This window comes from Herpetosiphonaceae bacterium (genome assembly GCA_036374795.1).
Taxonomy (GTDB): domain Bacteria; phylum Chloroflexota; class Chloroflexia; order Chloroflexales; family Kallotenuaceae; genus LB3-1.
Window position 1 is genome coordinate 38,435 of sequence record DASUTC010000158.1, and the last position, 21,194, is coordinate 59,628.

Below are 21,194 nucleotides of genomic sequence, written 5' to 3' on the forward strand. Positions count from 1 at the left end.
GTGGAGCAGCGAGCAGCCGCTACGTCGAAGCGCCTACGGCTAAGGCATGTCTGGTCGCGTGCTGATCGGCGGGACGCTCCTGTAGCGGAATCCGTGCCAGCACCTCGGTTCCTGCGCCGACACGCGATCGGATGCTGAGCTGCCCACCAGCCCACGCGACGCGCTCCGTCATGCCAACCAGACCAAAATGATTCGCCTGCGTTAATTCGGTAAGACGCGGCGGCATCCGAAAGCCTCTGCCGTCGTCGCTGATCATCAGCACCGCCTCGTCGGCGTGGAGCCGGAGGCTGATTACCGCCTGGGTCGCCTGGGCGTGCTTGACCACATTGCGCAGCGCCTCTTGAGCAACCCGGAACAGACAGGTAGCGATCGTCTCCTCGATCAGCGTGCCGCTCTCATCCAGATCGAGCACAATCTGGGGAATATTGGCGTCGTCCAGGCGTCGAAGACGCCGCACGTAGCCTTCCAGGGCATCGGTCAGGCCAAGCTCATCCAGCCCCGCCGGACACAGATCGCCGATCATATTGCGCAACTGCGTTCCCACGTTAACGATCTCATGGCGCAGCTCCTCCAGCTCCTGCGGCAGAACCGCGCCGATGTCGGCGCTTGGCTCGCCGCGATCGATGCGCCGCTGAAGACCGCCAAGCTGATAGCTGATGCCAAAAATCTGCTGTACCGGGCCATCATGCAACTCCTGCGCCAGCCGCTGCTGGGTCTGCTCGCGCTCCATCAACAACTGCTGGTGCGCGCGCGTCAGCTCACGATGACCGAGATGGACCTGCTCGATCAGCAGCACGTTATGCACCGCGATAGCCGACTGTCGCGCTAGCGTCGCCAGGATACGCTCGTCCTCGGCGTTCAGATCGCTATCGCCGCGCCACGGCCCGATCAGCAGGATGCCCTGGAGCACGCCGCCGGAGCGCAGCGGCAGCCAGGAGACGCTATTGGGCAGCTCAAGCAGCACTTGCTCGCCCGGCAGCAGCGCCGCCCGATCCAGCGCGAACCGGACTCGCGCGCTGGCGATCGGCGCGGCCTGTCGATCCAGATAGCGTACGAGCTGCCCCGCGATTGGCAGCCGTCGATCGCCAAGCGCCGCGACGTTGAAGCCGGTCGCACCCAGCAGCATCAGCGAATCCGGCTGATCTTTGATCCAGAGCGCCACGCCCGCCAGATGCAGCGCGTCGGCCAATTCGTCGATTAGCAGCTGGCGCAGCGTAGCCCGATCGAGAGTCAGCGCCAGCAGGCCCGACAGGTGCTCGACGACGTCGATGTAGTGCAGGGTATGGCCGTACCAGATCCAGTTCATCAGATGTTGGAGCAGCTTCTGCAACGGCAGCGCCAGCAGCAGCAGGCCAACGCTCAGCAGCGCGTTGGCGAACGGCCAGCGATTCAGGACGTGCCCAGGCAGCGCCAGCGTCGTCGCAAGATAGACCGCCAGCAGCAGGATCGCCAGCATGTAGTAGCTGGCCGCCCGGTTCACCATGCGCTCGACCTGCACCAGCCGGTAGCGGAAGATGGCATAGACATAGGCCAGCGGGCTGAGCAGCAGCCAGGGAAGCGTGATCTCGTACGGCAGCGCGGGCGTGTTCCGCACCGTCTCAGGCAGCAGCGAGAAGAGCAGCAGCGGCAAAAAGGCCAGGAACGATCCGGCGACAAAGAGCCGGAGCCGCTGCCGTGTGACGACCGAGGTCAGTGTGTGGTAGTTATAGACCAGGACAACGACGCTCAGCACCAATCCGACCATGATATTGAGCCGGATCGCGGTGTTGAGGCTCGTAAACCACGGCAGGGCGCGCAGCGCCTCAAGCGGCCAGATCAGAATCAGCGGAAGCGTGAGCAGCGCTGCCAGGCCGTAGAGCATCCAGACCAGCAGGCGCTGCTTGGAGCAGAGCGCCCGACCGAAGACGGTACAGTGAAAATGCACCGTGAGCGGCGACATCCACGTCAGCGCGAGCGAGAACAATCGGCTGCCCAGCGAGTTATCGACCACCGAGAGCTGACCTGCGGCGAGGACGCTCGCGCTGAGCAAAAAAAAGCCGATCGAGGCCGCCGACTGTCGGGCATACCATGTGATCAGGCCGACGCTCCAAAAGCCCACGCCGACGATCAGCGGCTCAAGGCCACGCAGCCGCGAGATACACGCTGAGGCCGTGCTCGCGATCTCGGCGCTCGTCTCCGGGCAGGGATACCGCCAGGTTTCAGCACCGGCCCACAGGATCAGCGCGATACTCGCAGCCAGCAGGCCGCTGATAACAATGTTTCTGCAAATGGATGCGGCCTGAATGCTTTGCATTGCGTTTCGCATCATGTATGCTTCAGGTGTTCCAGCGCTGGAAATACCTGCTCCACCAGGGCACCAAGCTGCCCGGTCGTCGAGCCGACCGGATCGATTGATCGTAGCGCTTCCAGGGCATGCTGCTGGTAGATGCGCGCGATGACGACCATATACGCCTGTGCTCCAAGGTCGATCAGCCGCTGGCGCGCCGCCGCCTGGTTGTTTGCCGCCTGGCCCGTCGAGCGCTCAAGCAGCTCGCGCAGCGCGGCCCGCTCGTGCGGCGGGGCGACCGAGAGCGCGTAGCAGACCGGCAGCGAGAGGCGGCGCGTCGTCAGATCGCTGGCCCGCTCCGGCTGCCAGATGCCGACGAAATCATCGGCGATTTGCAGCAGTACGCCAAGGTACTCGCCGTAGGCGTAGTATCGATCGAGGGCGGCACCCTGCGCTCCTGCGACGGATGCGCCAGCCCAGGCGGCCCAGGCCAGCAGCGCGCCGGATTTCGCCCGCGCAATTGCCAGCCAGCGGTCGGGATCGACCTCCGCCGCGTCTCGGCTGCCTGCCAGCAGATCGGCATGCTGTCCGGCAGATGCCAGCATCACCGCGCGGTGCGCTCCGTGTGTCAGACGTTGGATCTGCGCCAGCGGCAGATCGTGCTCGACCAGCCGCTCCAGCAGCAGCGGAACGAGAGACAGCAGCGCGCTGGCGATATTCACATCCGCCGCCGGATCGTCGGCATCGCCATCCTCGACATCGTCGAACAGCTTGGCCGCGATATGTAAGACCTGCCAGGCTGCTGTCACCGGTAAGGCGCCTTCGAGCACGCCGCCGGCAGCCTGACAGCTAAAGATGGACAGGTGCGCGACCGAAGGCTCCGGCGATCGCGCATCTGCCCAGCGGGTAACCCGCCCCAAGATCGATTCGCCGTACGACTGTGTGAGTGGCTCGCCGTACAGCGTCTCGGAAATAAGCTGCCGAATCAGCCGCCAGCAATCAACCATGACTGCTTCCATAGGCTGCATACGAGCGTGAGTTACAGCGCTGGCTGATCGTCGTTTGACACAACGCCGAGTGTCCACCCGCGCGCCTCAGGCGTAATCGCAGAGATGTCCTGCGGTGCGGCCAGAAGCAGTGGCCGCAGCTCTTCCAGAACCGCCTGTTCCACCGCCGTAAGTTCGTTGGTTTCCGGCATACGCTGGCCTGTCACCAATGCGTGTACGAAGCGAGCTGTTGTGTTCATAGTCGTCCTCTTGTGCATGAAGTAACCGACGAGAGAGCGTTGGGCACGGCGCACCAGCCCCGTTGCTGGTGGATCTGGCACATCTTAGATGTCGGCGCTACCGCACGGAAGTATAGCCGACCATGGCCCTATTTCGAGAAGATGATCAATGCTGCATCACTTACGATGTACGCGCGGCTGTGAGGATATTTTATATAAAGTTTATACAAGTTATAGCTTGCTGTATTGTAATACGTTTATTGACAAATTGCACGCACGAATTTTAAGTGTTTGCTGAGGAAGCGCATGTGCTGAATGAAGGTCGCCGCTCTGCGCTCGATGTTTCGCCGGGAAAGCGCCGCCCATGCGCCAGATCGCCGCTGCGTTCTCCGTACTTCCGCGAGCATGCTGAGCTCGTGCATGCAGAAATGCGCGAGCAACCATCGAGCCGCCCTATGAGGATGCCGGTCGTTGGAGCCGACGCGCGGCAGTGGTCCGCAACTCAGGGCAGCCGCATAGATTGGGTGACGGGCTAGCACAGCAAGCGGAGCCGTCGATCGACGGCTCCGCTGGTGCATGCTATCCGCTTGTGAGCCTTCGGGCACGCTACCGGGCAAACGCCTCAAGGTCGTCGACGAAGCGCTGCGGCCACTCGACATGCAGGCCGTGTCCTGTCTCGTCATAGACCTTCAGGGTCGCGTTGGGGATCAGCTGCGCCAGCGTGTACTGCTCCTCCAGCGTAAAGATGCCGTCGTGATCGCCCCACAGGATCAGCGTCGGCGCGGTGATCTGCCCAAGCTGGGCGGTATGATCTTCGGCGATCAAGCCCGTGAGCGTCTGCTTCCAGACCGAGGCGGGCACCTTCAGGCTTTCCAAGACGGCGGTATCCAGAAACTCCGGCGGGATCGGGCGGTAGAACGTGCTGGCCTGAAACTCGCGCACAAACTGTGGATCGATCGGATCTTCGAGCGTCTGCACGAACTCGTTGAGGCCCAGGATCACCTCGTTTCCGGCAGCGGTCGGCGCTGAGCCGATCAGCACCAGCCGCTCGACGCGCGCCGGGTACTCGCTGGCGAACTGGTGCGCGACAAAGCTACCCATTGAGTGGCCGACGATCGTGGCGCGCTTGATCTTGAGCGCATCCATGAACGCCAGCACATCGGCGACAAAGTCGTCCTGGGTGTAGCAGCAGGCGGGCTTCGACGAATCGCCGTGGCCGCGCTGATCCAGGGCATAGACGTGGAACTTCTCCGAGATCAGCGGCAGATTACGCTCGAACGACCGCCACGAGTCGGTGTAGCCGTGCAGGAAAATCACGACGTGACCCTTCCCGTGGCCTTTCTCGACGTAGTGCATGTTAATGCCCGTCGAGAGCGTCACGGTATGCGATTGGAGGCCAAGCTCCTCGGGCGGTGTTTGCGCTTGAGCTAAGACGGGCAGGACGAGCGATAACAGGGCGAGTAGTGCCAGGTAGGCAAACCGTTTCATGCCAACTCCTACGATTTGGTGGGCGATTGAAAGCCAGGCCGGATAGCCTGAGGAACGTACGCTGTATGAGCTACGGAGGCGTGTCACTTCCGGCCAGGTGCTCCGTCGGTGACAGGTGCCGTGGGCTCGTGCGCCGTCAACCGGAGCGGGTAGGCCTGGGAGCGGAGAAACCCCAAACATTTCCCTTGCCGACGCGGAAACATGGACGCTATTTCCTCAGCACGCTCCGTGACTCTGCACTAGATATGGCAAGGATACCATATTTTGTGACAGGGAACGTCCCATTTACCCAGGGAAAGATGGTTCTATGGCTTTACCAGTAGACTACCTCGGATGGCATCGCGGCGCGCAGGGCAGGTTGACCCTTGGATCGTTGAAGCTCTATTAAGGAGTATGCCATAATTTGCTCACTGTGAATCGCCCGGTGTCGCAGCGAGTTTCATCTCGCGTGCCTATCCCGTCACATCCCAGAAGAGATCCATTGATTCTGCCCGATCGATCAAGATACATCTCCTGGAGGGCCGGATTGCTGTGGAACCGATTGTGGAATAGAATGATAGCCGATTAACACAAATAAACCAATGAGCACACGTTATGGCAACCAGAAAGATCGATCCGCAAGACGCAACGGTCTTCGTGGTCGAAGATAATCCCGATAACCTGTTTATGTTCAGCGACATCCTGCGCGGTGATGTCGGGGTGCGCTCCTGCCATGCGCGCGCGTCAGGACAACAACTGCTCAGGTATCTCGTGGACAACCCAGAGCACAGCCTGGATCTGATCCTGCTTGACCTGGCGATCCCGTACGAAGACGGTTTTATCGTGCATCAGAAACTTCGCGAATTTTTCCGCAATCAGGAGCAGCAGCCATACGTCATCGCCGTCACCGCGAACTGTCTGCCCGAAACGGTCGAGCGCGCTCAGCGAGAGGGCTTCGACGGCTTTATCGGCAAGCCGATCGACCGTGGACGCTTCATTCAGCAGATCAACCGAATCTTGCAGGGCGAGCCGATCTGGGAGCCGCACTAAGGAAACAAGCGCACAAAACGAGAACTAAGCGCCAAGAACCAGGCACAGCTTCTCCCCCTCTCCCGCTGCGCAGGCGAGGGGGTGAGGGCCTGAACTCGGAACGTGGAACCTCGTGATCCTCGACCCCTGATCGCTGCACGGCGCGGTTGGCTAGACAGGCCATTGCCAGCACTGCAAGCGCCAATCGCGCCCCTCAACGACGATCGCGGCCAGATAGCCCGGCCCAGGATGCAGCTCGCGCAGCAGCCAGCGCTCAGCCTCCTCCACATTGCCGCGTACCGCCAGCAGCGCGGCAGGCTCTCCCGGCACGAGCGACACATCGAAGCAATCCAGCGGCATCGACAGGCCCTCGCCGATCGCCTTGATATACGCCTCCTTGCGCGTCCAGCAGGTAAAGAACGCATCCACCTGGATCTCCTCCGGCAGCGCGTGCAACACAGCGCTTTCGTTCGCCGAGAAGAAATGTCCGGCGATCTGCTTAAGATCATCCAGCCTGCGAATCCCCTCGATGTCCACGCCGACCTCGCGGTTGCGTGTGACGGCGCAGAGCGCCATGCCCGCCGAGTGCGACAGATTGAAGCGCAGCGAATCGCCGCCGGTCGTCTCGGACAGCGCGGGCTTGCCGTATGAGGTATAGGTAAACTGCAACTCATGCGGCGCCAGGCCGATGTAGCGGCTCAAGATCATCCTGAGCGCGCCGCGCCCGACGGTAAAATGGTGCCGATCGCGCTCGAAGTAAAAGCGGCTCGCGCGCGTTGTCTCATTGGGCGCGAGCGTCTGCGCGTAATACGGCAGCCGCGCTGCGGGCTGGTCGAGCGCAATACGCCAGACGTGAACATCGTCGTGTTCCAGCGTCAGAGATGCCGGTGGAGGTGCCCATAGGGCGCTACGATCGGTCATAGATACTTTCTCGCGATCAGCTCTCGGTTGATTGTGCCATGGAGGCTGCCGGTGTGCGTCCTGAGGCAGGGCTATCGAGCGCCGGGCTGCGCCGGGTGCAGACACCTGCGCGGCAGGTCGACGGAGCCGCCTCCGATGAACTATACCATAACCTGTACGAGCGGACCGCACGCGCGCAGCCGATTGACGCATCGGCAAGTGGATCGATACCTTGTCGGACTTTACTACAAAACATGGTACTATCGTAACATACACATCCTACAGGAGACGAGAGTGGCGATCAGGATCATCCAAGTTGGCATGGCACCATGGGGCATCACCTGGGCACCGATCATCCGTGAAGCGGCGGATGCAACGCTGGTAGCCTGCGTGGACTCCAATCCCGAAACGCTTGCAGCCGCACAATCGCATCTGGATCTACCGACGACACGCTGCTTCTCCACGCTAGAAACGGCGCTGGCAGCCGTCCCAGCAGACGCCGTGCTGATCACGGCGTCGATCGGCGCGCACGCATCGCTGGCGCTCACAGCGCTGGCCGCGGGCATGCACGTCTTGCTGGAAAAACCCTTCGCGGCTACCCTCGCCGACGCCGAGCGGGTGGTTGCCGCCGCCGCCGACGCCGGTCGGATCTTAATGATCAGCCAGAACTACCGCTTTCAGCCTGCGCCGCGCACGGTCGCGGCGCTGATTCGCGGCAATATCCTGGGCTCCGTCGGCAATATTACGATAGATTTTCGACAAAATGCCGCTACGCTGCTGCCACAGGAGCACGCGCTGTACCGCATGCCGCAGCCCTTGCTGGCCGAGATCGGCGTGCACCACTTCGATCTCCTGCGCATGGTGCTCGGCGATGAGGCGGCGCATATCACCTGCCAGGCCTGGAATCCGCCCTGGAGCACGCTGGCCGGGCCAGCGGCGGCCACCGCGACGATCACCTGCGCAGGCGGCACGATCGCCAACTATCGCGGAAGCTGGGCCAGCCACGCGCTGCCGACGCCGTGGGCCGGGATCTGGCGCATGGAGTGTACCGGCGGCGAGATTGTCTGGACCAGCCGCAACGGCAGCAATACGAACGCCGATCTGGTGATCGTCCGGCAGCGGGGCCAGCCAGCGCGGCGCGTGGTCCTGCCCAAGCTGCGCCTGCGCGGTCGCGCCGCATGTCTGGCCGCGTTCACCAGCGCGATCCGCACGGGACAGCCGCCGGAGTGCTCAGGCCGCGATAATCTGGGCACGATCGCGCTGATGCAGAGCGCGATCAGCGCCGCGACCTCAGGACAGCCGCAGGTGCTCCCACCGACGATCGTCAGCCTGCCGTGGGCCTCCTACAAACAGGGCTGCACCAGCCGCATCCGGGCCAGCGCCCATCGCTTCGCCTGAGACTTGCGCATCGGCCAGCGACATGCTACGCTCACCGCCGCACGATCAGCCGATGAGCCTGTGGATACGCTATGTCTCAAGCCAGCCTCGAACAATTCCGCCAGCGCGTCCTCGCCGATCCCGCGCTGCAAGCGCAGCTGCGCGAAACACCCGATAAACCGGCTTTCATCGCCCGGATGCTTCAGCTTGGTGCGGAGCTGGGCTACGAGTTCAACGCCGACGAGATCGAAGCGGCGCTTGCGGTTGCCCGGCGAGCCTGGACTCAGCGCGGGAGCACACGATGACGCTGCCTGCGCTCGACCGATGGGTGCCGATCCGCCTCTACTGGCAGCGCCAGCAGCCGATGCTCGACTGGTGCTACCTTGGCGCGCGTCGTCTGACCGAGCCGTTTTTCGATCAGAGCATCGATGCGTGCCTGCGCCATCCGTTCAACGTTCTGTTTCGCCACCAGACGCCGCTCGACGCGCTGGGGGAGCTGCTGGCGCGCTCGCCCGGCCTGCCGCCGACCGGGTTTATCTTTCATATGTCGCGCTGCGGCTCGACGCTGGTAGCCCAGATGCTCGCGGCGCTGCCCCAGCATATCGTGATCGCGGAGGCCGGGCCGATCGACGGCGTGCTGCGCGCCAACCTGCACGATCCCACGATCTCCGATCAGCAGCGGATCGCCTGGCTGCGCTGGATCGTCGGCGCGTATGGTCGGCGGCGATCGGCTGAGGAGCGCCGCTACTTCATCAAGTTCGATAGCTGGCACGCGCTGGATCTGCCGCTGATCCGGCGGGCGTTTCCGACCGTGCCCTGGATCTTCGTGTATCGCGATCCGATCGAGGTGCTCGTTTCGCACGCGCGCATGCCGGGCAGCCAGATGGTACCGGGGCTGGTCGATCCGCGTGTCTTCGGCCTGGACCTGGAGACGGCAGTGCAGATGCCGCAGATCGAGTACCGATCGCGCGTGCTGGCAAGCATCTGTCGCGCCGCCGTCGAGATGCCGCGCGACCAGCGCCTTGTGATACCGTACCGGCGGCTGCCGGATGCCGTCTGGGATACGCTGCTGGACTTCTTCCGCATCGAGCACAGCACGCTCGACATCGAGCAGATGCAACACGTGGCGCAGTTCAACGCTAAAAGTCCCAGGCAGCCCTTCGAGCAGGACGCGCAGGCCAAGCGGCAGGCCGCATCCGACGAGATTCGGCAGGTGGTCGATCGCTGGGTGCGGCCCTGGTACGAGCAGCTTGACAGGCTGTACGCGGTCCAGGGAGATCCTTGAGGCGGCCAACGAATCGCGCAGGGCGGGTACCATCTGTACCCGCCCTGTTGTGACGAACATCCCCGTTATGATCGCAATTCGGTCGAGCCCGCCTACGGCACCGCCGCGCCGCTGGGCCGCGCCAGCAGGATGATCGTCGAGCGCGCCTGCACGCCGTAGCTGGTACCCGGCACCCTCGGCAGCCGCTGCTGGTTCCAGTCGGCGATCGCCGGATCGTAGTAGATGTTGCCGTAGCTCTCGCCCCAGGACGCTGTATCAGCGAGGATGTACCACTGCTTGCCGTTGGGCGCGGTCGGCAGGTTGAAGGTCAGATCCTGCCAGTAGGCGTTGTGCGCGACATAGATGTCGGGCGCGTCGGCGCTGCCTTTCGTCTCGGACGCCGATCCGTCGAGCAGGAAGGCCAGCGTGCGCGAGGTCGAGGTCCAGTCGGGCGAGTCGGGCCAGACGCCGTGCCATTTCAGATCGCGGTAGCCGTCGCCGTCGCTATCGGTTTCGCCGAAGCGCACGCTGCGGCGCAGCGCGGGATGCGCCTTGCGGAAGGCGATCAGCTTGCGGAAGAACTGGAAGGTGCTGGCGTGGGTGGTCTTGTTCTGCCAGTTGAGCCAGCCGCAGGTGTTGTCGGCCATGTAGGCGTTGTTGTTGCCGTACTGCGTCTGGCGGAACTCATCGCCCGCGACGATCATCGGCACGCCCTGATCGACCATCAGATGCGCCGCGAAGTTGCGGATCTGCCGCCGCCGCAGCGTCTCGTCGCCGCCGCTGTCCCAGCTATCGTTGTCGTTGCTGCCGCTGTTGGGATCGGATCCCGTGGGATTGCACGGGCCGGTGCCGTTCTGCTTGGTGTTGTACGAGACGAGATCGTTGAGCGTAAAGCCGTCGTGAGCGGTGACAAAGTTGACGCTCTCCGGCGGCGTGCCGAAGCCGACCTCATTGGCGGTGATCGCCGTGCCCAGCCTGCCGACCTGATCGGCGTTGCTCTTGACGAAGCGGCGGGTCGTGTCGCGCATTTTGCCGTTCCACTCGTGCCAGCCGTCGGGGAACTGCCCGACGCCATAGCCCTGCGTGTCCCAGGCCTCCGCGACCATCTTGACGCCGCGTGTTTTGCCGAGCGCGGCGATGTCGCGGAGCAGCTGCGCGTTGGGATTGAAATCGCGTCCGTCGTTGCCTTCGCGGCCCAGCTCGTAGGCCAGATCGAAGCGAAAGCCGTCGACGTGCATCTCGTCGATCCAGTACTTGAGGCTGTCGATGATCAGCCTGCGCGCCGCCGGACGGCTGCCGTTGACGTTGTTGCCGACGCCCGTCGTATCGAAGTAGGTGCTCCTGGTATCGCCGAGCGTGTAGTAGTTCTGGTTGTCGATGCCGCGCAGGTTGTAGTACTTGACGCTGCTATCGGTGTTGACGCCGACCTCGGCGGTATGATTGTAGACCACATCCAGCCAGACCTCGATGCCCTGCCCGTGGAGCGCTTTGACCATCTGCTTGAAGGCGCTGACCTGCTGGCCCGACACATACGAGCAGGCGCTCATGTCGGTGCAGAGGTATTCGCGGTTGGGCGCGAAGAACTGTGAGGTGATGTAGCCCCAGTAGCCGATCCGGTCGGCGGTTTCGCCCGGCAGCGGATCGTCAAACTGCGGAAACTCGTGGACCGGCAGCAGCTCGACCGCCGTCACGCCCAGCTCTTTGAGATGCGCCGCCTTGGCCGAGAAGCCGCTGTACGTGCCGCGCATCGAGGTGGTCATGATGGTGTCGTTGCGGGTATAGCCGCGCAGATGGACCTCGTAGATCACCGAGTCTTTCATCGGCTTGTTCGGCTTCGCATCGCCGGTCCAGTCGAAGGTGGGATCGACCACGATCGACTTCGGCGCGACGGGCGCGCTATCGACGAAGGCATAGGTGTCGTTGCCGCCCAGGTAGCCGGTCGCGTAGTGCGTTCCCGTGCCGGTTGTGACGCGCGTCACCTCGCCGGACACCGCCCGCGCGTAGGGATCGGTCAGCAGCTTGTTGGGGTTGAAGCGATTGCCCGCCGTATCGACATGCGCGCGAAAGCCGGTGTCGCTGGCCTTGGGCGTGCCCGGTCGCCAGCCCGCCATGTACTGCCAGTTCGGCCCCCACAGCCGATAGCCGTAATAGGTGCCCGCGCCGATGTTCGGCACCGTCACGCTCCAGACGTTGGTCGCGCTGTCCCTGGTCAGCAGATGCGTGCTGCTGGGCGTCGAGGCTGTCGCCGACGAGAAGATCGATAGCTCGGCGCGCGTGGCGTTCTGCGAGAAGATCGTGAACTTCACGCCGCCGGTAACGATATGCGCGCCCAGCGGCGGCAGCGGCGGCGTGCTCGCGGCCTGATTCCACACGTTGTGGACGCTGGTCGAGCCCGCGCTGGGCACCGTGAGGCTGCGATTGGCGATGTTCTCCCAGGTCGTGCTGGTGCCCTGGCGTACGATGTACTTGTACTGGATCGTCTGGCCCGCGCTCGCGCCGAAGTCCACGAAGCCGCTCCAGGTGTCGCTGTCGATCCACGTCAGCTTGACCGCGCTGGTCGGACTCCAGCTTCCAAGCTCGGCCACGCTGCCGACGACGTAGATGTCCTGGCCGGGAGCGGTCACGAACCCGTCGACTGTAAAGTCGAGGCGCACCGCACCTGCCGCCAGGATCGTGCTCTGCTGCGTCCGCGCCGTGGCTGTGGCCGGACTACCCGCCGCCTGCGTTGTGACGCCGGGCAGACTCGACAGCAGCAGCGCCACCAGCACCACCAGCGCCAGCACCCGACTCCGTCGTCCGTATGTGTGTAGCATGGATGATCTCCGAAGGCCGTCAGGCCGGGGGTGAGGGCCTGCATCTCGAAACACTTTGTTGACTAGTCAACAATCTAGCAAAAATACTATACCCGCCGAGAAGGCTTGTCAAGAGGGAGAAGGATTCGCTGTCTCATGCGCCACGCAGAACAGCCGTCGCGACCTGCGCCTACTCGATCGCAACCCCGTACAGGCGGCTGGCGTTCTGCCACAAAATCTGCTGCGCGATAGCTTCCGCCTCGGCGCTCGTCAGGTAATCGAGCGCGATCAGCTCGCTCAGGCAGTGAGCCAGCGCATGGCGTCCATGCAGCGCCGCGATGTAGAACAGTTCGGGGATCGAATGGGCATCGGTCGCAAAGAGCACCTTGGTGGTCGGCGCGAGCTCGAGCGCCTCGGCGAAGCGCGCGCGGCTGCCCGCGCCCGTCAACGGCACGCTCAGCGACACGTCGACATACACGTTCGCATAGAGGCTGGCAAGATAGCCGGCCTCACGAACATAGGGGTAGCAGTGAAGCAGCACGATCGGCGCGCCGCGCAGCCGCCGATCGTGAAGCAATGGGCGCAAATGAAGCGGATTCGCCAGACGAAGATCGGCATCGTCGTCGCCGAAGGCCACATGAAACTGCACCGGCAGCTCGATCGCCGCCGCCTCTTCGAGCGCGACATACAGCAGATATTCGATGAGCGGGCGCTGCGTTAGACGAATCGCTCCGGTCTGCTCCCATAACGTCCGCAGCTCGGAGAGCGTAGCGCCAGCCTCGACAGCGCTGCGCGGCTCGACCTGCAAGCCGCCACGGTAGGCGGCGATACTTTTGAGCGCCACGGTGCCATGCGCCCGCGCCTCACGAATCCGCAGCCGCAGCGCCTCCTCAAGCTGGCTCAACGAGTGAATCTGGCCGATCAGCTCCTCGACGTAGGTTTCCAGCCGCAGCACGTGTAAGACGGGCACGCAAGATAGCGCCGCCATCTCGCCAAGATCCAGCGTGAGCGCCGCCTGAAAGCCGCTGTCCAGCAGCAGCGTCTTGATATTGGCGGCGGCAAAGCAGCGGCGCATCAGATCGGCGAAGGGGAGCGCCGACCGCGCAGCCAGCACCGCTGCTTCTGTTGGCTCACAGCCCAAGAATGCAGCCAGATCGCGGATCGCCCGCCGGTAGACGATCGTCGTCGCCAGATGCGTGTCCATGACCGGATCGGTGCTTTCGCTGAATGAGCGCCGAACGAGCGCCGGATCGACGGATGACTGGTCGCGCCGAACCGCGTGGGCATGATGGTCGAGCAGCGGAATCGCGGCCAGATCGAGCGGATCAGTACTTGAAGAAATGCTGGCTGAACTCGTCATCCGTAGCCTCTCCTGCAAACATCTCCGCCTCCGACCGCCGAACCGCAACAAAGGTGCGCGTCAGCAGATCGCCCATGTTGTCGCACAGCACCCGATCGTCTTCAAACTCGTCCAGCGCCGTCGACAGGCTGCTCGGCAATCGCCGGATCTTGCGCTCCTGGCGCTCAGCGTCGGTCAGCGCGCCGGGATCGACCAGCACCTCAGCGCCCGGATCGAGCTGCCGCTCGACGCCATCCAGACCAGCGGCGATCAGGCAGCCCAGCGCGAGATAGGGATTGCAGCTACTATCCGCCGCCTTAAGCTCAAGATTGGTCGTGCCGTGAGCGTCGCTCCAGAAGGGCGAGGCGATGCGAATCGCGGCCTCGCGGTTATCGTAGCCATAGACCGCATACGCGCTGCTCCACGACTGGGGCTGCAACCTGCGGTAAGAATTAACGCTGGGACAGGTCACGGCGACCAGCGCGGGCAGATGCGTCAACACGCCGCCGATAAAGTGCCGCGCCGTATCGGAGAGGCCGCGCGCCGCCTGGGGATCGTAGAACACATTGCGTCCCGACTCGTCCCACAGGCTGAAGTGGATGTGGCCGCCGTTGCCTGCCTGCTGCGGAAAAGGCTTCGGCGCAAGCGAGGCGTACAGGCCGTGATTCAGCGCGACCGAGCGGATCGTTTCGCGCAGCTTCAGATGGTTATCGGCGGCGGACAGCGCACGGCTGTGGCGGATCGAGATCTCGTGCTGGCCGTGACCAAGCTCAGGATAGTACTGCTCCACAGGCAGGCCCTGCGCCTCCAGCGCCGCAACCAGATCGTCGGCGAACGGCCCGGCCAGCGCCATCGCGATCGAGCTGAAGCATAGCGTCTCGTCGAATGGCACATATCCATCGCCCTCCCGCCGACAGAGCGAGAACTCAGCCTCAAACGACGCCTGCAAGTGCCAGCCATAGCCGGCAAGGCGCGCCTCCATTCGCCGTAAGAACGAGCGGGGACACGCGGCCCACGGCGTGCGATCCTGCTCAAGCTGATCGCAGTACATCACGGCGCTGTGCGGCGCGTACGGCAGCACCGTGAAGCTCTGTACGTCGGGCACCAGCCGAACCTCGCCCACCGCGCCGGTTCCCTCCACGGTCTGCAACCGATCAAAGGCATTCATCGCCATCATCGCCTTCGTCAGCCCGATCCCGTCGGCGCAGCGATCCGCGAGACGGGCGGCGGATGTCGTCTTGCCGCGAATAATGCCGCCGTTATCGCAGTAGAGGAAGCGCACCAGGCGGACTTCGGCGGTCTGTACGTCTTTGAGAATCTGCTCAACGTTCATACAACAACCTCTGTGAGCATCAGCCACGAGCTTGCAGGTTCCTGGCTCAATGCCTCGATCTCGATCGCGCCTGAGATCCGGCACATGTGCAGGGCGGTAGAGCGTACGAGCGGCGTCCCGGCCACTCGCCTGCGCGATCATACCACATGCGGGCAAGCAATCGGGATGGTGGGGCGAGTCACAGCGGTGCGGATCTATGCGTGAGGGCGGGTAAGCGGAGGCCCTCATCCCGCTGCGCGCGGCGCAGCACCCCTCTCCCATTGCGATAGGAGAGGGGAAGGAAGCGGATGTTATTCGATTGGTATCGATCATCCTCAACTCTCGTTTTGGAGGGAACGAGATCGGTGCGCTGGTCGAATCCACGAATCACGAACGGCACCGATCCCCCCTCTGCTATGCCAAGGGGGGCGCCCTTTGGGCCTGGAGAGGGGGGTAGCGCGGTAGCGCCGGGGGTGAGGGCCACCCCAACTTGACACAACCCCACACCTTGCTCTAGCATAATGCACACGTGTGCATCAGCGGCAGGAGCGGTATGGCCCCGACGATCAAAACAATCGCGCGGCAGGCGGGAGTGACGCACTCCACCGTCTCGCGTGCGCTGCGCGGCGATCCACGGGTACGGCCCGAAACCACCGCGCGCATCCAGGCAATCGCCGAGGAGCTGGGCTACACGCCGAGCCGGATCGGGCGGGGACTCAAGACGCGGCGCACCCACACGCTGGGCCTGGTCGTCTCGCACATCACCGATCCGTTCCTCACCGAGGTGATCCACGGCGTGCAGGACAAGGTCTTGCCCGCGAGCTACAGCCTGTTCGTCGCGGCGACCAACGTCGATCGGGAGCGCGAGGCGGCGATCGTGCGCTCGTTTCGGGAGCAGCGCGTGGACGGCATCCTGATCTGCTCGTCGCGGCTGGGCGGGCTATACCGCACGCTGATCGCCGAGCAGCGCGTGCCGATCGTGCTGATCAACAACCAGGGCGAGGGCCAGTATGCCTACGCTGTGGCCCACGACGACCGCCGCGCCGCGAGCGCGTGCGTCGAGCATCTGATCGGCCTGGGGCACCGGCGGATCGGCTACCTGGGCAACGAGCGCGGCGGCAGCGCCAACGCCGACCGGCTGGTGGGCTATCACGCGGCGCTGAGTGCGGCGGGCTTGTCTGTCGGATCAACCGACGTGCAGCAGGCCCACACGGGCCGGGCCGATGCCAGCGCCGAGGCGATCCGGCCCTGGCTGGAGCAAGCGCCCGATGAGCGACCGACCGCGATCTGCTGCTATAACGATCTGCTGGCGATCGGCGCGCTGCGAGCGCTCAAGCTGGCAGGATTGCACGTGCCCGGCGACATCTCGCTGGTTGGCTTTGACGACATCGACATGGCGGCGTATATCGACCCACCCCTGACGACCTTCGCGCAGCCCAAGCACGCGCTCGGCTACCGGGCGGCGGAGATGATGCTCCGGCTGCTGGATCGAGCGACGGATAGCGTCGCGCCCGTGCTGCTGTACGGCGATCTGGTCGTGCGCATGTCGGCGGGGCGGCCCAAAGATACGGCGTAGCAAGGAGAGACGATGAGCTATACCCCGTCCAATCTGATCGTTCATCCCACGCCCGGCAGCGACACGATCGTCGCGGTCGATCCGGCCACGGCGGGCTGGGATCTGCTGCACTTTCAGGCCCGATCGCTGGCCGCGCAGCAGACGCTTGCCTGGAACACGGGCGATAGCGAGCTGGCGCTGGTGCTGCTCGGCGGCGTCTGCTCGGTACTGTCGAATCGGGGCGAGTGGCAGGGCATCGGGCGGCGCGCAAACGTTTTCGACGGGCTGCCGCATGCGCTCTACCTGCCCCGCCAGACCGAGCTGACGATCGCCGCCGCGACTGACTGTGAGATCGCGCTGGGCTGGTGCGCGGCGGAGCAGGACTACGAGCCGAAGCTGATCACGCCTGCCGAGGTCGAGGTCGAGATTCGCGGCGGCGACAACGCGACCCGCCAGATCAACAACATCATATCGCCGGGCTTTGCCTGCCAGCGCCTCGTCGTCGTCGAGGTCTACACGCCGAGCGGCAACTGGTCGAGCTACCCGCCGCACAAGCACGACGTACATCGCACCGACGGGGCTGGAAACGTGCTGGAGGCCGATCTGGAAGAGATCTATTTCTACAAATTCAGCCGCCCGACCGGCTACGGCTACCAGCGGATCTACACCGACGATCGCTCGACCGACGCGCTGCTGCTCTGCCGATCGAACGATCTGGTGCTGGTGCCGCACGGCTACCATCCGGTTGTGGCCGCGCCGGGCGCGCACGCCTACTACCTCAACATCCTGGCGGGATCGGCACAGTCGCTCGCCAACAGCGACGATCCTGAGCACGCCTGGATCAAAGCGAGCTACGCCGGACGCGATCCGCGCGTGCCGCTGTATCCGCTGGATCGATAGAGGAGCAGCCAACGTGAGCGCAGCCTTGATCGAAATGCGCGGCATCTGCAAATATTTCGGCGCGGTCACGGCGCTGGATCACGTCAATCTGGCGCTGCACGAGGGCGAGGTGCTGGGCGTCGTCGGCGACAACGGCGCGGGCAAGTCCACGCTGATGAAAGTGCTCAGCGGCGTCTACCAGCACGACGCGGGCGAGATCCTGTGGCAGGGCCAGGCCGTGCGCTTCGCCAGTCCAGGCGACTCGCGGCGACGCGGGATCGAGATGGTCTATCAAGACCTGGGTCTGGCGGGCAACATGACGATCGCCGAGAACATCTTTCTGGGCCGCGAGCCGGTCAGGAGCTACCTGGGCGGCCTGATCCGGCTGATCGATCGTCCGGCGATGCTCCAGCAGACGCGCGAGCACCTGGACCGGCTGCACATCACGGTCAAGCATATCGAGCAGCGCACCGAGCAGCTTTCGGGCGGGCAGCGGCAGGCGGTGGCAATCGCGCGAGCGACGGCGTTCAATACCCGTGTGGTGATCATGGACGAGCCGACCGCCGCGCTGGCGATCAAAGAGGTGCGCAAAGTGCTCGATCTGATCCGCTCGCTCAAGGAGCACAGCGTCGCGGTGATCCTGATCAGCCACCGCATGGACGACATCTTTTACGTGTGCGATCGGGTGATGGCGCTGTACCACGGGCGCAACTTCGCTGAAGCGCCGATCGGCGCGGTCCAGCCCGACGACGTGGTCGGCTGGATCATGGGCTTGCAGCCAGGGCAGCATATGGAGCAGGATCATGCAGCAGACGCAGGCTAACGCGGCGCGCGCGCAGCAGGCGCGGCTCCAGATGTTGCAGCTCATCGATCGCTTCGGCATCGTGCTGGTGCTGCTGCTGATGGTGCTTGGCCTTTCGATGCTGCGTCCGGCGACGTTTCCCACCGCCGAGAACTTCGCCAACATCGGGCGGCAGGTGCCGTTCATCGCGCTGCTGGCGCTGGGCCAGTTCTTCGTCGTGCTGACGGCGGGCATCGATCTGTCGGTCGGCTCGGTGATGGCGCTCAGCATGGTCACGCTGGCGCTCGGCGCGCAAGCCGGGCTTCCGACGATCGTGCTGCTGCTGATCCCGCTGCTGGTCGGGCTGGGCGTCGGCGCGCTCAACGGCCTGGGCCTGACCTGGCTGCGGCTGCCGCATCCGTTCATTATGACGCTCGGCACGCAGTACATCGCGCGCGGCGCGACCAATCTGGTCACGGGCGGCGTGCCGATCTCCGGCCTGCCGGAGCCGGTGCGCTGGTTCGGCGCGGGCGATCTGCGCCTCGTGCGCCTGGGCGACGACACGATCGTCGCGCCGGTGGCGATCCTGCTTGTCTTCGCGCTGTACGGGCTGGCGGCGCTGTTTCTGAACCGTACCCGCACGGGACGGCACATCTACGCGGTCGGGGGCAATCCCCAGGCGGCGCTCTACGCCGGGATCAACGTCGATCGCGTGCTGCTGGTGGTTTACTGCGCCTCAGGGCTGCTGGCCGGGCTGGCGGGGCTGATCCTGGCGGGCCGCACCAACTCCGGCTATCCCAACGCGGGCATCGGCGACGAGCTGTACGCGATCGCCGCTGTAATCATCGGCGGGGCCAGCTTCTTCGGCGGGCGCGGCAGCGTGCTGGGCGTGCTGTCGGGGGTGCTGATCATCGGGCTGCTGCGCAATGGCCTGAACCTGCTCAACATCAGCGTCTTCTGGCAGCAGGTGTTGATCGGCGTGGTGATCGTCGCGGCGGTCTACGGCGATGTGCTGCGGCAGCGGTTTGCGAGGAAATAACGAAAGGAACAAAGGAACAAAGGAACAAGGGAACAAGGGGCGTCTGTGCTTAATTTTGTTCTCTTGTTCTCTTGTTTTCTAGCAAGGAGGACGCTATGCATAGATGGCTACGATCGATGATGATTGGCGGCGCGCTCGTCGCGCTGGTAGGCTGCGGCGCTCCGGCAGGCACCGGCGGCACGAGCGGCCAGGCGACAACCACGGCGGGCGGCAGCGCAGCAGGAGCCAAGATCCTGCTGAGCATGAAAGGTCCGGGCGGCGGCAATCCCTTCTGGGCGGCGGTCGAGCAGGGCGCGAAAGACGCCGCAGCAGCCAACAACGTCGCGCTGACCGTGCTCGCGCCACCGGCAGAAACCGATGTGCAGACGCAGATCAGCCAGATCGAGGATCAGCTTACGGCGGGCGTGCAGGCGATTGTGGTCGCGCCGACGGACCAGCAGGCGCTCAACGCTACTTTCGACAAAGCGAAGGCCAAAGGGATTCCCGTGCTGTTCGTGGATACGGACGCGCCGTGGGAGGGCAAGCTGACCTTTATCGGCACCGACAACCGCGCGGGCGGCAAGCTGGCGGGCGAGCATATCTGCAAGCAGCTCAAAGGCTCCAAGAAAGTCGCGCTGATCACTGGGGTGATGAGCCAGCAGACGCACATCGATCGCATCGGCGGGGCCAAAGAGGCGCTTGAGGCGTGCGGCGCGACGGTCGTCGCCGAGCTGCCCGCCGACTCGGATCGCGCCAAGGGGCAGCAAGTGATGGAGGACATCCTGACCGGCAACTCCGATCTTGAGGCGGTCTTTGCCTCGAATGACCTGATGGCGCTCGGCGCGACGGAGGCGGCCAAAGCCAGCGGCAAGCTTGAGGGCATCGTGATCGTCGGCTTCGACGCCAACCCCGACGCCGCGCAGAGCATCCTGGGCGGCGAGATGAATGCCTCGATCGCGCAAAGCCCAAGCAACATGGGCAAGTTCGGCGTCGAGAGCGCGCTCAAAGCGATCCGTGGCGAGCAGGTCGAGTCACGCATCGACACCGGCACAACCGTCGTCACCAGGGACAACGCGGAGCAGTACGCCAAGTAGAACGTTGTGCAAGTTGTAGGACGCGGCTTGCCGTGCCCAGGGCGTGGTGATGGTGTTTAAGAAATTATTGCGGATACGGCGTAGGGACGACCCGGCAGGTTGCCCAGGGCGAGACATCGCCTCGCCCCTACGAACCGATCCCGATGATGGTGTAACGATCTATCACGCCCGCCATATAGATACGAGGATCTATGCCACCCCGCGATCGAACCTATGACGTGCTGGCGATCGGACGCAGCTCGATCGACCTCTACGCCCACGAGATCGGCGCGCCGATGACCGACGTACGCAGCTTCGACGCCTACGTCGGCGGCTCTCCGACCAACGTCAGCGTCGGGACGCGCCGCCTTGGGCTGCGCTCGGCACTGCTGACGGCGGTCGGCGACGATCAGGTCGGCGAGTTCGTGCTGGCCTTTTTGGAGCGCGAGCGCGTCGTCACCAGCTTTATTCCGCGCAAAGCGGGGCGGCGCACCAGCGCGGTGATCCTGGCGATCCAGCCGCCGGATCGCTTTCCGCTCACGTTCTACCGCGACAACTGCGCCGACATCATGCTGACGATCGACGACGCGCAGGCCGCGCCGATCGCCGATAGCCGCTGCGTCTTCCTGACCGGCACGGGCCTCAGCGCCGAGCCCAGCCGCAGCGCGACCTTTTTCGCCGCCGAGCAGGCGCGGCAGGCCGAAACCACGATCTTTGTCGACCTCGACTATCGTGCCGAGCTGTGGCACGACACGCGCGCCTTTGGCCCGACGCTGCGGTCGCTGCTGCGGCTGGCAGATCTGGCCGTCGGCACCGAGGAGGAGGTTCGCGCCGCTGGCAGCGCCGACGATCTCGATCGGGCGATCGAGCGCCTGCTGACGACCGGCATTGGGGCGCTGGTGGTCAAGCGCGGCGAG

At 64.3% G+C, this 21,194-nt stretch carries 18 protein-coding genes; 10 read left to right on the forward strand and 8 right to left on the reverse strand.

Features of this window, described 5'->3' with window-relative positions; translation table 11 throughout:
• Window positions 1-19: 19 nt before the first annotated feature.
• The 4 genes from VFZ66_11275 to VFZ66_11290 all read right to left on the reverse strand — a co-directional run bounded on the left by VFZ66_11275 (window position 20) and on the right by VFZ66_11290 (window position 4,979).
• Window positions 20-2,308 carry an ATP-binding protein gene (locus VFZ66_11275; protein ID HEX6289766.1) on the reverse strand — a complete coding sequence of 763 codons (2,289 nt, stop codon included), beginning with the start codon at window positions 2,306-2,308 and terminating at the stop codon, window positions 20-22.
• Entirely contained in the window at window positions 2,305-3,273 is a 969-nt protein-coding gene (locus VFZ66_11280) for a polyprenyl synthetase family protein (GenBank protein HEX6289767.1), read from the reverse strand. The genes VFZ66_11275 and VFZ66_11280 overlap by 4 nt, the downstream gene beginning before the upstream one ends.
• Window positions 3,274-3,305: 32 nt before the next feature.
• Window positions 3,306-3,512, reverse strand: a complete 207-nt coding sequence (locus VFZ66_11285) for a hypothetical protein (GenBank protein ID HEX6289768.1) — start codon at window positions 3,510-3,512, stop codon at window positions 3,306-3,308.
• A gap of 585 nt (window positions 3,513-4,097) precedes the next feature.
• Window positions 4,098-4,979, reverse strand: a complete 882-nt coding sequence (locus tag VFZ66_11290; GenBank protein HEX6289769.1) for an alpha/beta hydrolase — start codon at window positions 4,977-4,979, stop codon at window positions 4,098-4,100.
• A 594-nt stretch (window positions 4,980-5,573) separates the two neighbouring features.
• On the opposite strand from VFZ66_11290, the gene VFZ66_11295 reads away from it, so the two are divergent.
• Window positions 5,574-6,008 (forward strand): response regulator, encoded by a 435-nt coding sequence (locus VFZ66_11295; protein ID HEX6289770.1) that lies wholly within the window; start codon window positions 5,574-5,576, stop codon window positions 6,006-6,008.
• A gap of 150 nt (window positions 6,009-6,158) precedes the next feature.
• Here VFZ66_11295 and VFZ66_11300 read toward each other — a convergent pair whose 3' ends face one another.
• Complete coding sequence (locus VFZ66_11300) at window positions 6,159-6,908, reverse strand: 4'-phosphopantetheinyl transferase superfamily protein (protein HEX6289771.1); 750 nt, start codon at window positions 6,906-6,908, stop codon at window positions 6,159-6,161.
• A gap of 300 nt (window positions 6,909-7,208) precedes the next feature.
• On the opposite strand from VFZ66_11300, the gene VFZ66_11305 reads away from it, so the two are divergent.
• The 3 genes from VFZ66_11305 (at window position 7,209) to VFZ66_11315 (ending at window position 9,549) form a co-directional block, all read left to right on the forward strand.
• Window positions 7,209-8,285: a Gfo/Idh/MocA family oxidoreductase gene (locus tag VFZ66_11305; GenBank protein HEX6289772.1), complete on the forward strand. Its 1,077-nt coding sequence runs from the start codon at window positions 7,209-7,211 to the stop codon at window positions 8,283-8,285.
• 71 nt (window positions 8,286-8,356) lie between these two features.
• Window positions 8,357-8,569: a Nif11-like leader peptide family natural product precursor gene (locus VFZ66_11310; GenBank protein ID HEX6289773.1), complete on the forward strand. Its 213-nt coding sequence runs from the start codon at window positions 8,357-8,359 to the stop codon at window positions 8,567-8,569.
• The gene (locus VFZ66_11315; protein ID HEX6289774.1) at window positions 8,566-9,549 is read left to right on the forward strand and encodes a hypothetical protein; all 984 of its coding nucleotides are present in this window, start codon (window positions 8,566-8,568) and stop codon (window positions 9,547-9,549) included. Before VFZ66_11310 ends, VFZ66_11315 begins: the two co-directional genes overlap by 4 nt.
• Before the next feature lie 92 nt (window positions 9,550-9,641).
• Here VFZ66_11315 and VFZ66_11320 read toward each other — a convergent pair whose 3' ends face one another.
• The 3 genes from VFZ66_11320 to VFZ66_11330 form a co-directional block, all read right to left on the reverse strand.
• Window positions 9,642-12,341, reverse strand: coding sequence for a carbohydrate-binding module family 20 domain-containing protein (locus tag VFZ66_11320; protein ID HEX6289775.1), 2,700 nt, complete (start codon window positions 12,339-12,341; stop codon window positions 9,642-9,644).
• 169 nt (window positions 12,342-12,510) lie between these two features.
• Window positions 12,511-13,680 carry an amidohydrolase family protein gene (locus VFZ66_11325; protein HEX6289776.1) on the reverse strand — a complete coding sequence of 390 codons (1,170 nt, stop codon included), beginning with the start codon at window positions 13,678-13,680 and terminating at the stop codon, window positions 12,511-12,513.
• Entirely contained in the window at window positions 13,646-14,992 is a 1,347-nt protein-coding gene (locus tag VFZ66_11330; protein ID HEX6289777.1) for a glutamine synthetase family protein, read from the reverse strand. Before VFZ66_11330 ends, VFZ66_11325 begins: the two co-directional genes overlap by 35 nt.
• 532 nt (window positions 14,993-15,524) lie before the next feature.
• Here VFZ66_11330 and VFZ66_11335 point away from each other — a divergent pair.
• The 6 genes from VFZ66_11335 to VFZ66_11360 form a co-directional block, all read left to right on the forward strand.
• Window positions 15,525-16,547, forward strand: coding sequence for a LacI family DNA-binding transcriptional regulator (locus VFZ66_11335; protein HEX6289778.1), 1,023 nt, complete (start codon window positions 15,525-15,527; stop codon window positions 16,545-16,547).
• A gap of 12 nt (window positions 16,548-16,559) precedes the next feature.
• Entirely contained in the window at window positions 16,560-17,426 is an 867-nt protein-coding gene (iolB, locus tag VFZ66_11340; GenBank protein ID HEX6289779.1) for a 5-deoxy-glucuronate isomerase, read from the forward strand.
• A gap of 13 nt (window positions 17,427-17,439) precedes the next feature.
• On the forward strand, window positions 17,440-18,228 hold the full coding sequence (locus tag VFZ66_11345; GenBank protein HEX6289780.1) for an ATP-binding cassette domain-containing protein: 789 nt from the start codon (window positions 17,440-17,442) through the stop codon (window positions 18,226-18,228).
• Window positions 18,209-19,225 carry an ABC transporter permease gene (locus tag VFZ66_11350; GenBank protein ID HEX6289781.1) on the forward strand — a complete coding sequence of 339 codons (1,017 nt, stop codon included), beginning with the start codon at window positions 18,209-18,211 and terminating at the stop codon, window positions 19,223-19,225. The genes VFZ66_11345 and VFZ66_11350 overlap by 20 nt, the downstream gene beginning before the upstream one ends.
• Window positions 19,226-19,320: 95 nt before the next feature.
• Window positions 19,321-20,298, forward strand: coding sequence for a sugar ABC transporter substrate-binding protein (locus VFZ66_11355; protein HEX6289782.1), 978 nt, complete (start codon window positions 19,321-19,323; stop codon window positions 20,296-20,298).
• Between the two features lie 191 nt (window positions 20,299-20,489).
• Window positions 20,490-21,194, forward strand: a 705-nt coding sequence (locus VFZ66_11360; GenBank protein HEX6289783.1) for a PfkB family carbohydrate kinase, incomplete at its 3' end; no start/stop codon positions are given.

What these genes read in the sequence shown, in the direction of transcription:
- VFZ66_11275 (HEX6289766.1), bottom strand. Translation starts at nt 2,308, where the DNA reads ATGATGCGAAACGCAATGCAAAGCATTCAGGCCGCATCCATTTGCAGA.
- VFZ66_11280 (HEX6289767.1), bottom strand. Translation starts at nt 3,273, where the DNA reads ATGGTTGATTGCTGGCGGCTGATTCGGCAGCTTATTTCCGAGACGCTG.
- VFZ66_11285 (HEX6289768.1), bottom strand. Translation starts at nt 3,512, where the DNA reads ATGAACACAACAGCTCGCTTCGTACACGCATTGGTGACAGGCCAGCGT.
- VFZ66_11290 (HEX6289769.1), bottom strand. Translation starts at nt 4,979, where the DNA reads ATGAAACGGTTTGCCTACCTGGCACTACTCGCCCTGTTATCGCTCGTC.
- VFZ66_11295 (HEX6289770.1), top strand. Translation starts at nt 5,574, where the DNA reads ATGGCAACCAGAAAGATCGATCCGCAAGACGCAACGGTCTTCGTGGTC.
- VFZ66_11300 (HEX6289771.1), bottom strand. Translation starts at nt 6,908, where the DNA reads ATGACCGATCGTAGCGCCCTATGGGCACCTCCACCGGCATCTCTGACG.
- VFZ66_11305 (HEX6289772.1), top strand. Translation starts at nt 7,209, where the DNA reads ATGGCACCATGGGGCATCACCTGGGCACCGATCATCCGTGAAGCGGCG.
- VFZ66_11310 (HEX6289773.1), top strand. Translation starts at nt 8,357, where the DNA reads ATGTCTCAAGCCAGCCTCGAACAATTCCGCCAGCGCGTCCTCGCCGAT.
- VFZ66_11315 (HEX6289774.1), top strand. Translation starts at nt 8,566, where the DNA reads ATGACGCTGCCTGCGCTCGACCGATGGGTGCCGATCCGCCTCTACTGG.
- VFZ66_11320 (HEX6289775.1), bottom strand. Translation starts at nt 12,341, where the DNA reads ATGCTACACACATACGGACGACGGAGTCGGGTGCTGGCGCTGGTGGTG.
- VFZ66_11325 (HEX6289776.1), bottom strand. Translation starts at nt 13,680, where the DNA reads ATGACGAGTTCAGCCAGCATTTCTTCAAGTACTGATCCGCTCGATCTG.
- VFZ66_11330 (HEX6289777.1), bottom strand. Translation starts at nt 14,992, where the DNA reads ATGAACGTTGAGCAGATTCTCAAAGACGTACAGACCGCCGAAGTCCGC.
- VFZ66_11335 (HEX6289778.1), top strand. Translation starts at nt 15,525, where the DNA reads ATGGCCCCGACGATCAAAACAATCGCGCGGCAGGCGGGAGTGACGCAC.
- iolB (HEX6289779.1), top strand. Translation starts at nt 16,560, where the DNA reads ATGAGCTATACCCCGTCCAATCTGATCGTTCATCCCACGCCCGGCAGC.
- VFZ66_11350 (HEX6289781.1), top strand. Translation starts at nt 18,209, where the DNA reads ATGCAGCAGACGCAGGCTAACGCGGCGCGCGCGCAGCAGGCGCGGCTC.
- VFZ66_11355 (HEX6289782.1), top strand. Translation starts at nt 19,321, where the DNA reads ATGCATAGATGGCTACGATCGATGATGATTGGCGGCGCGCTCGTCGCG.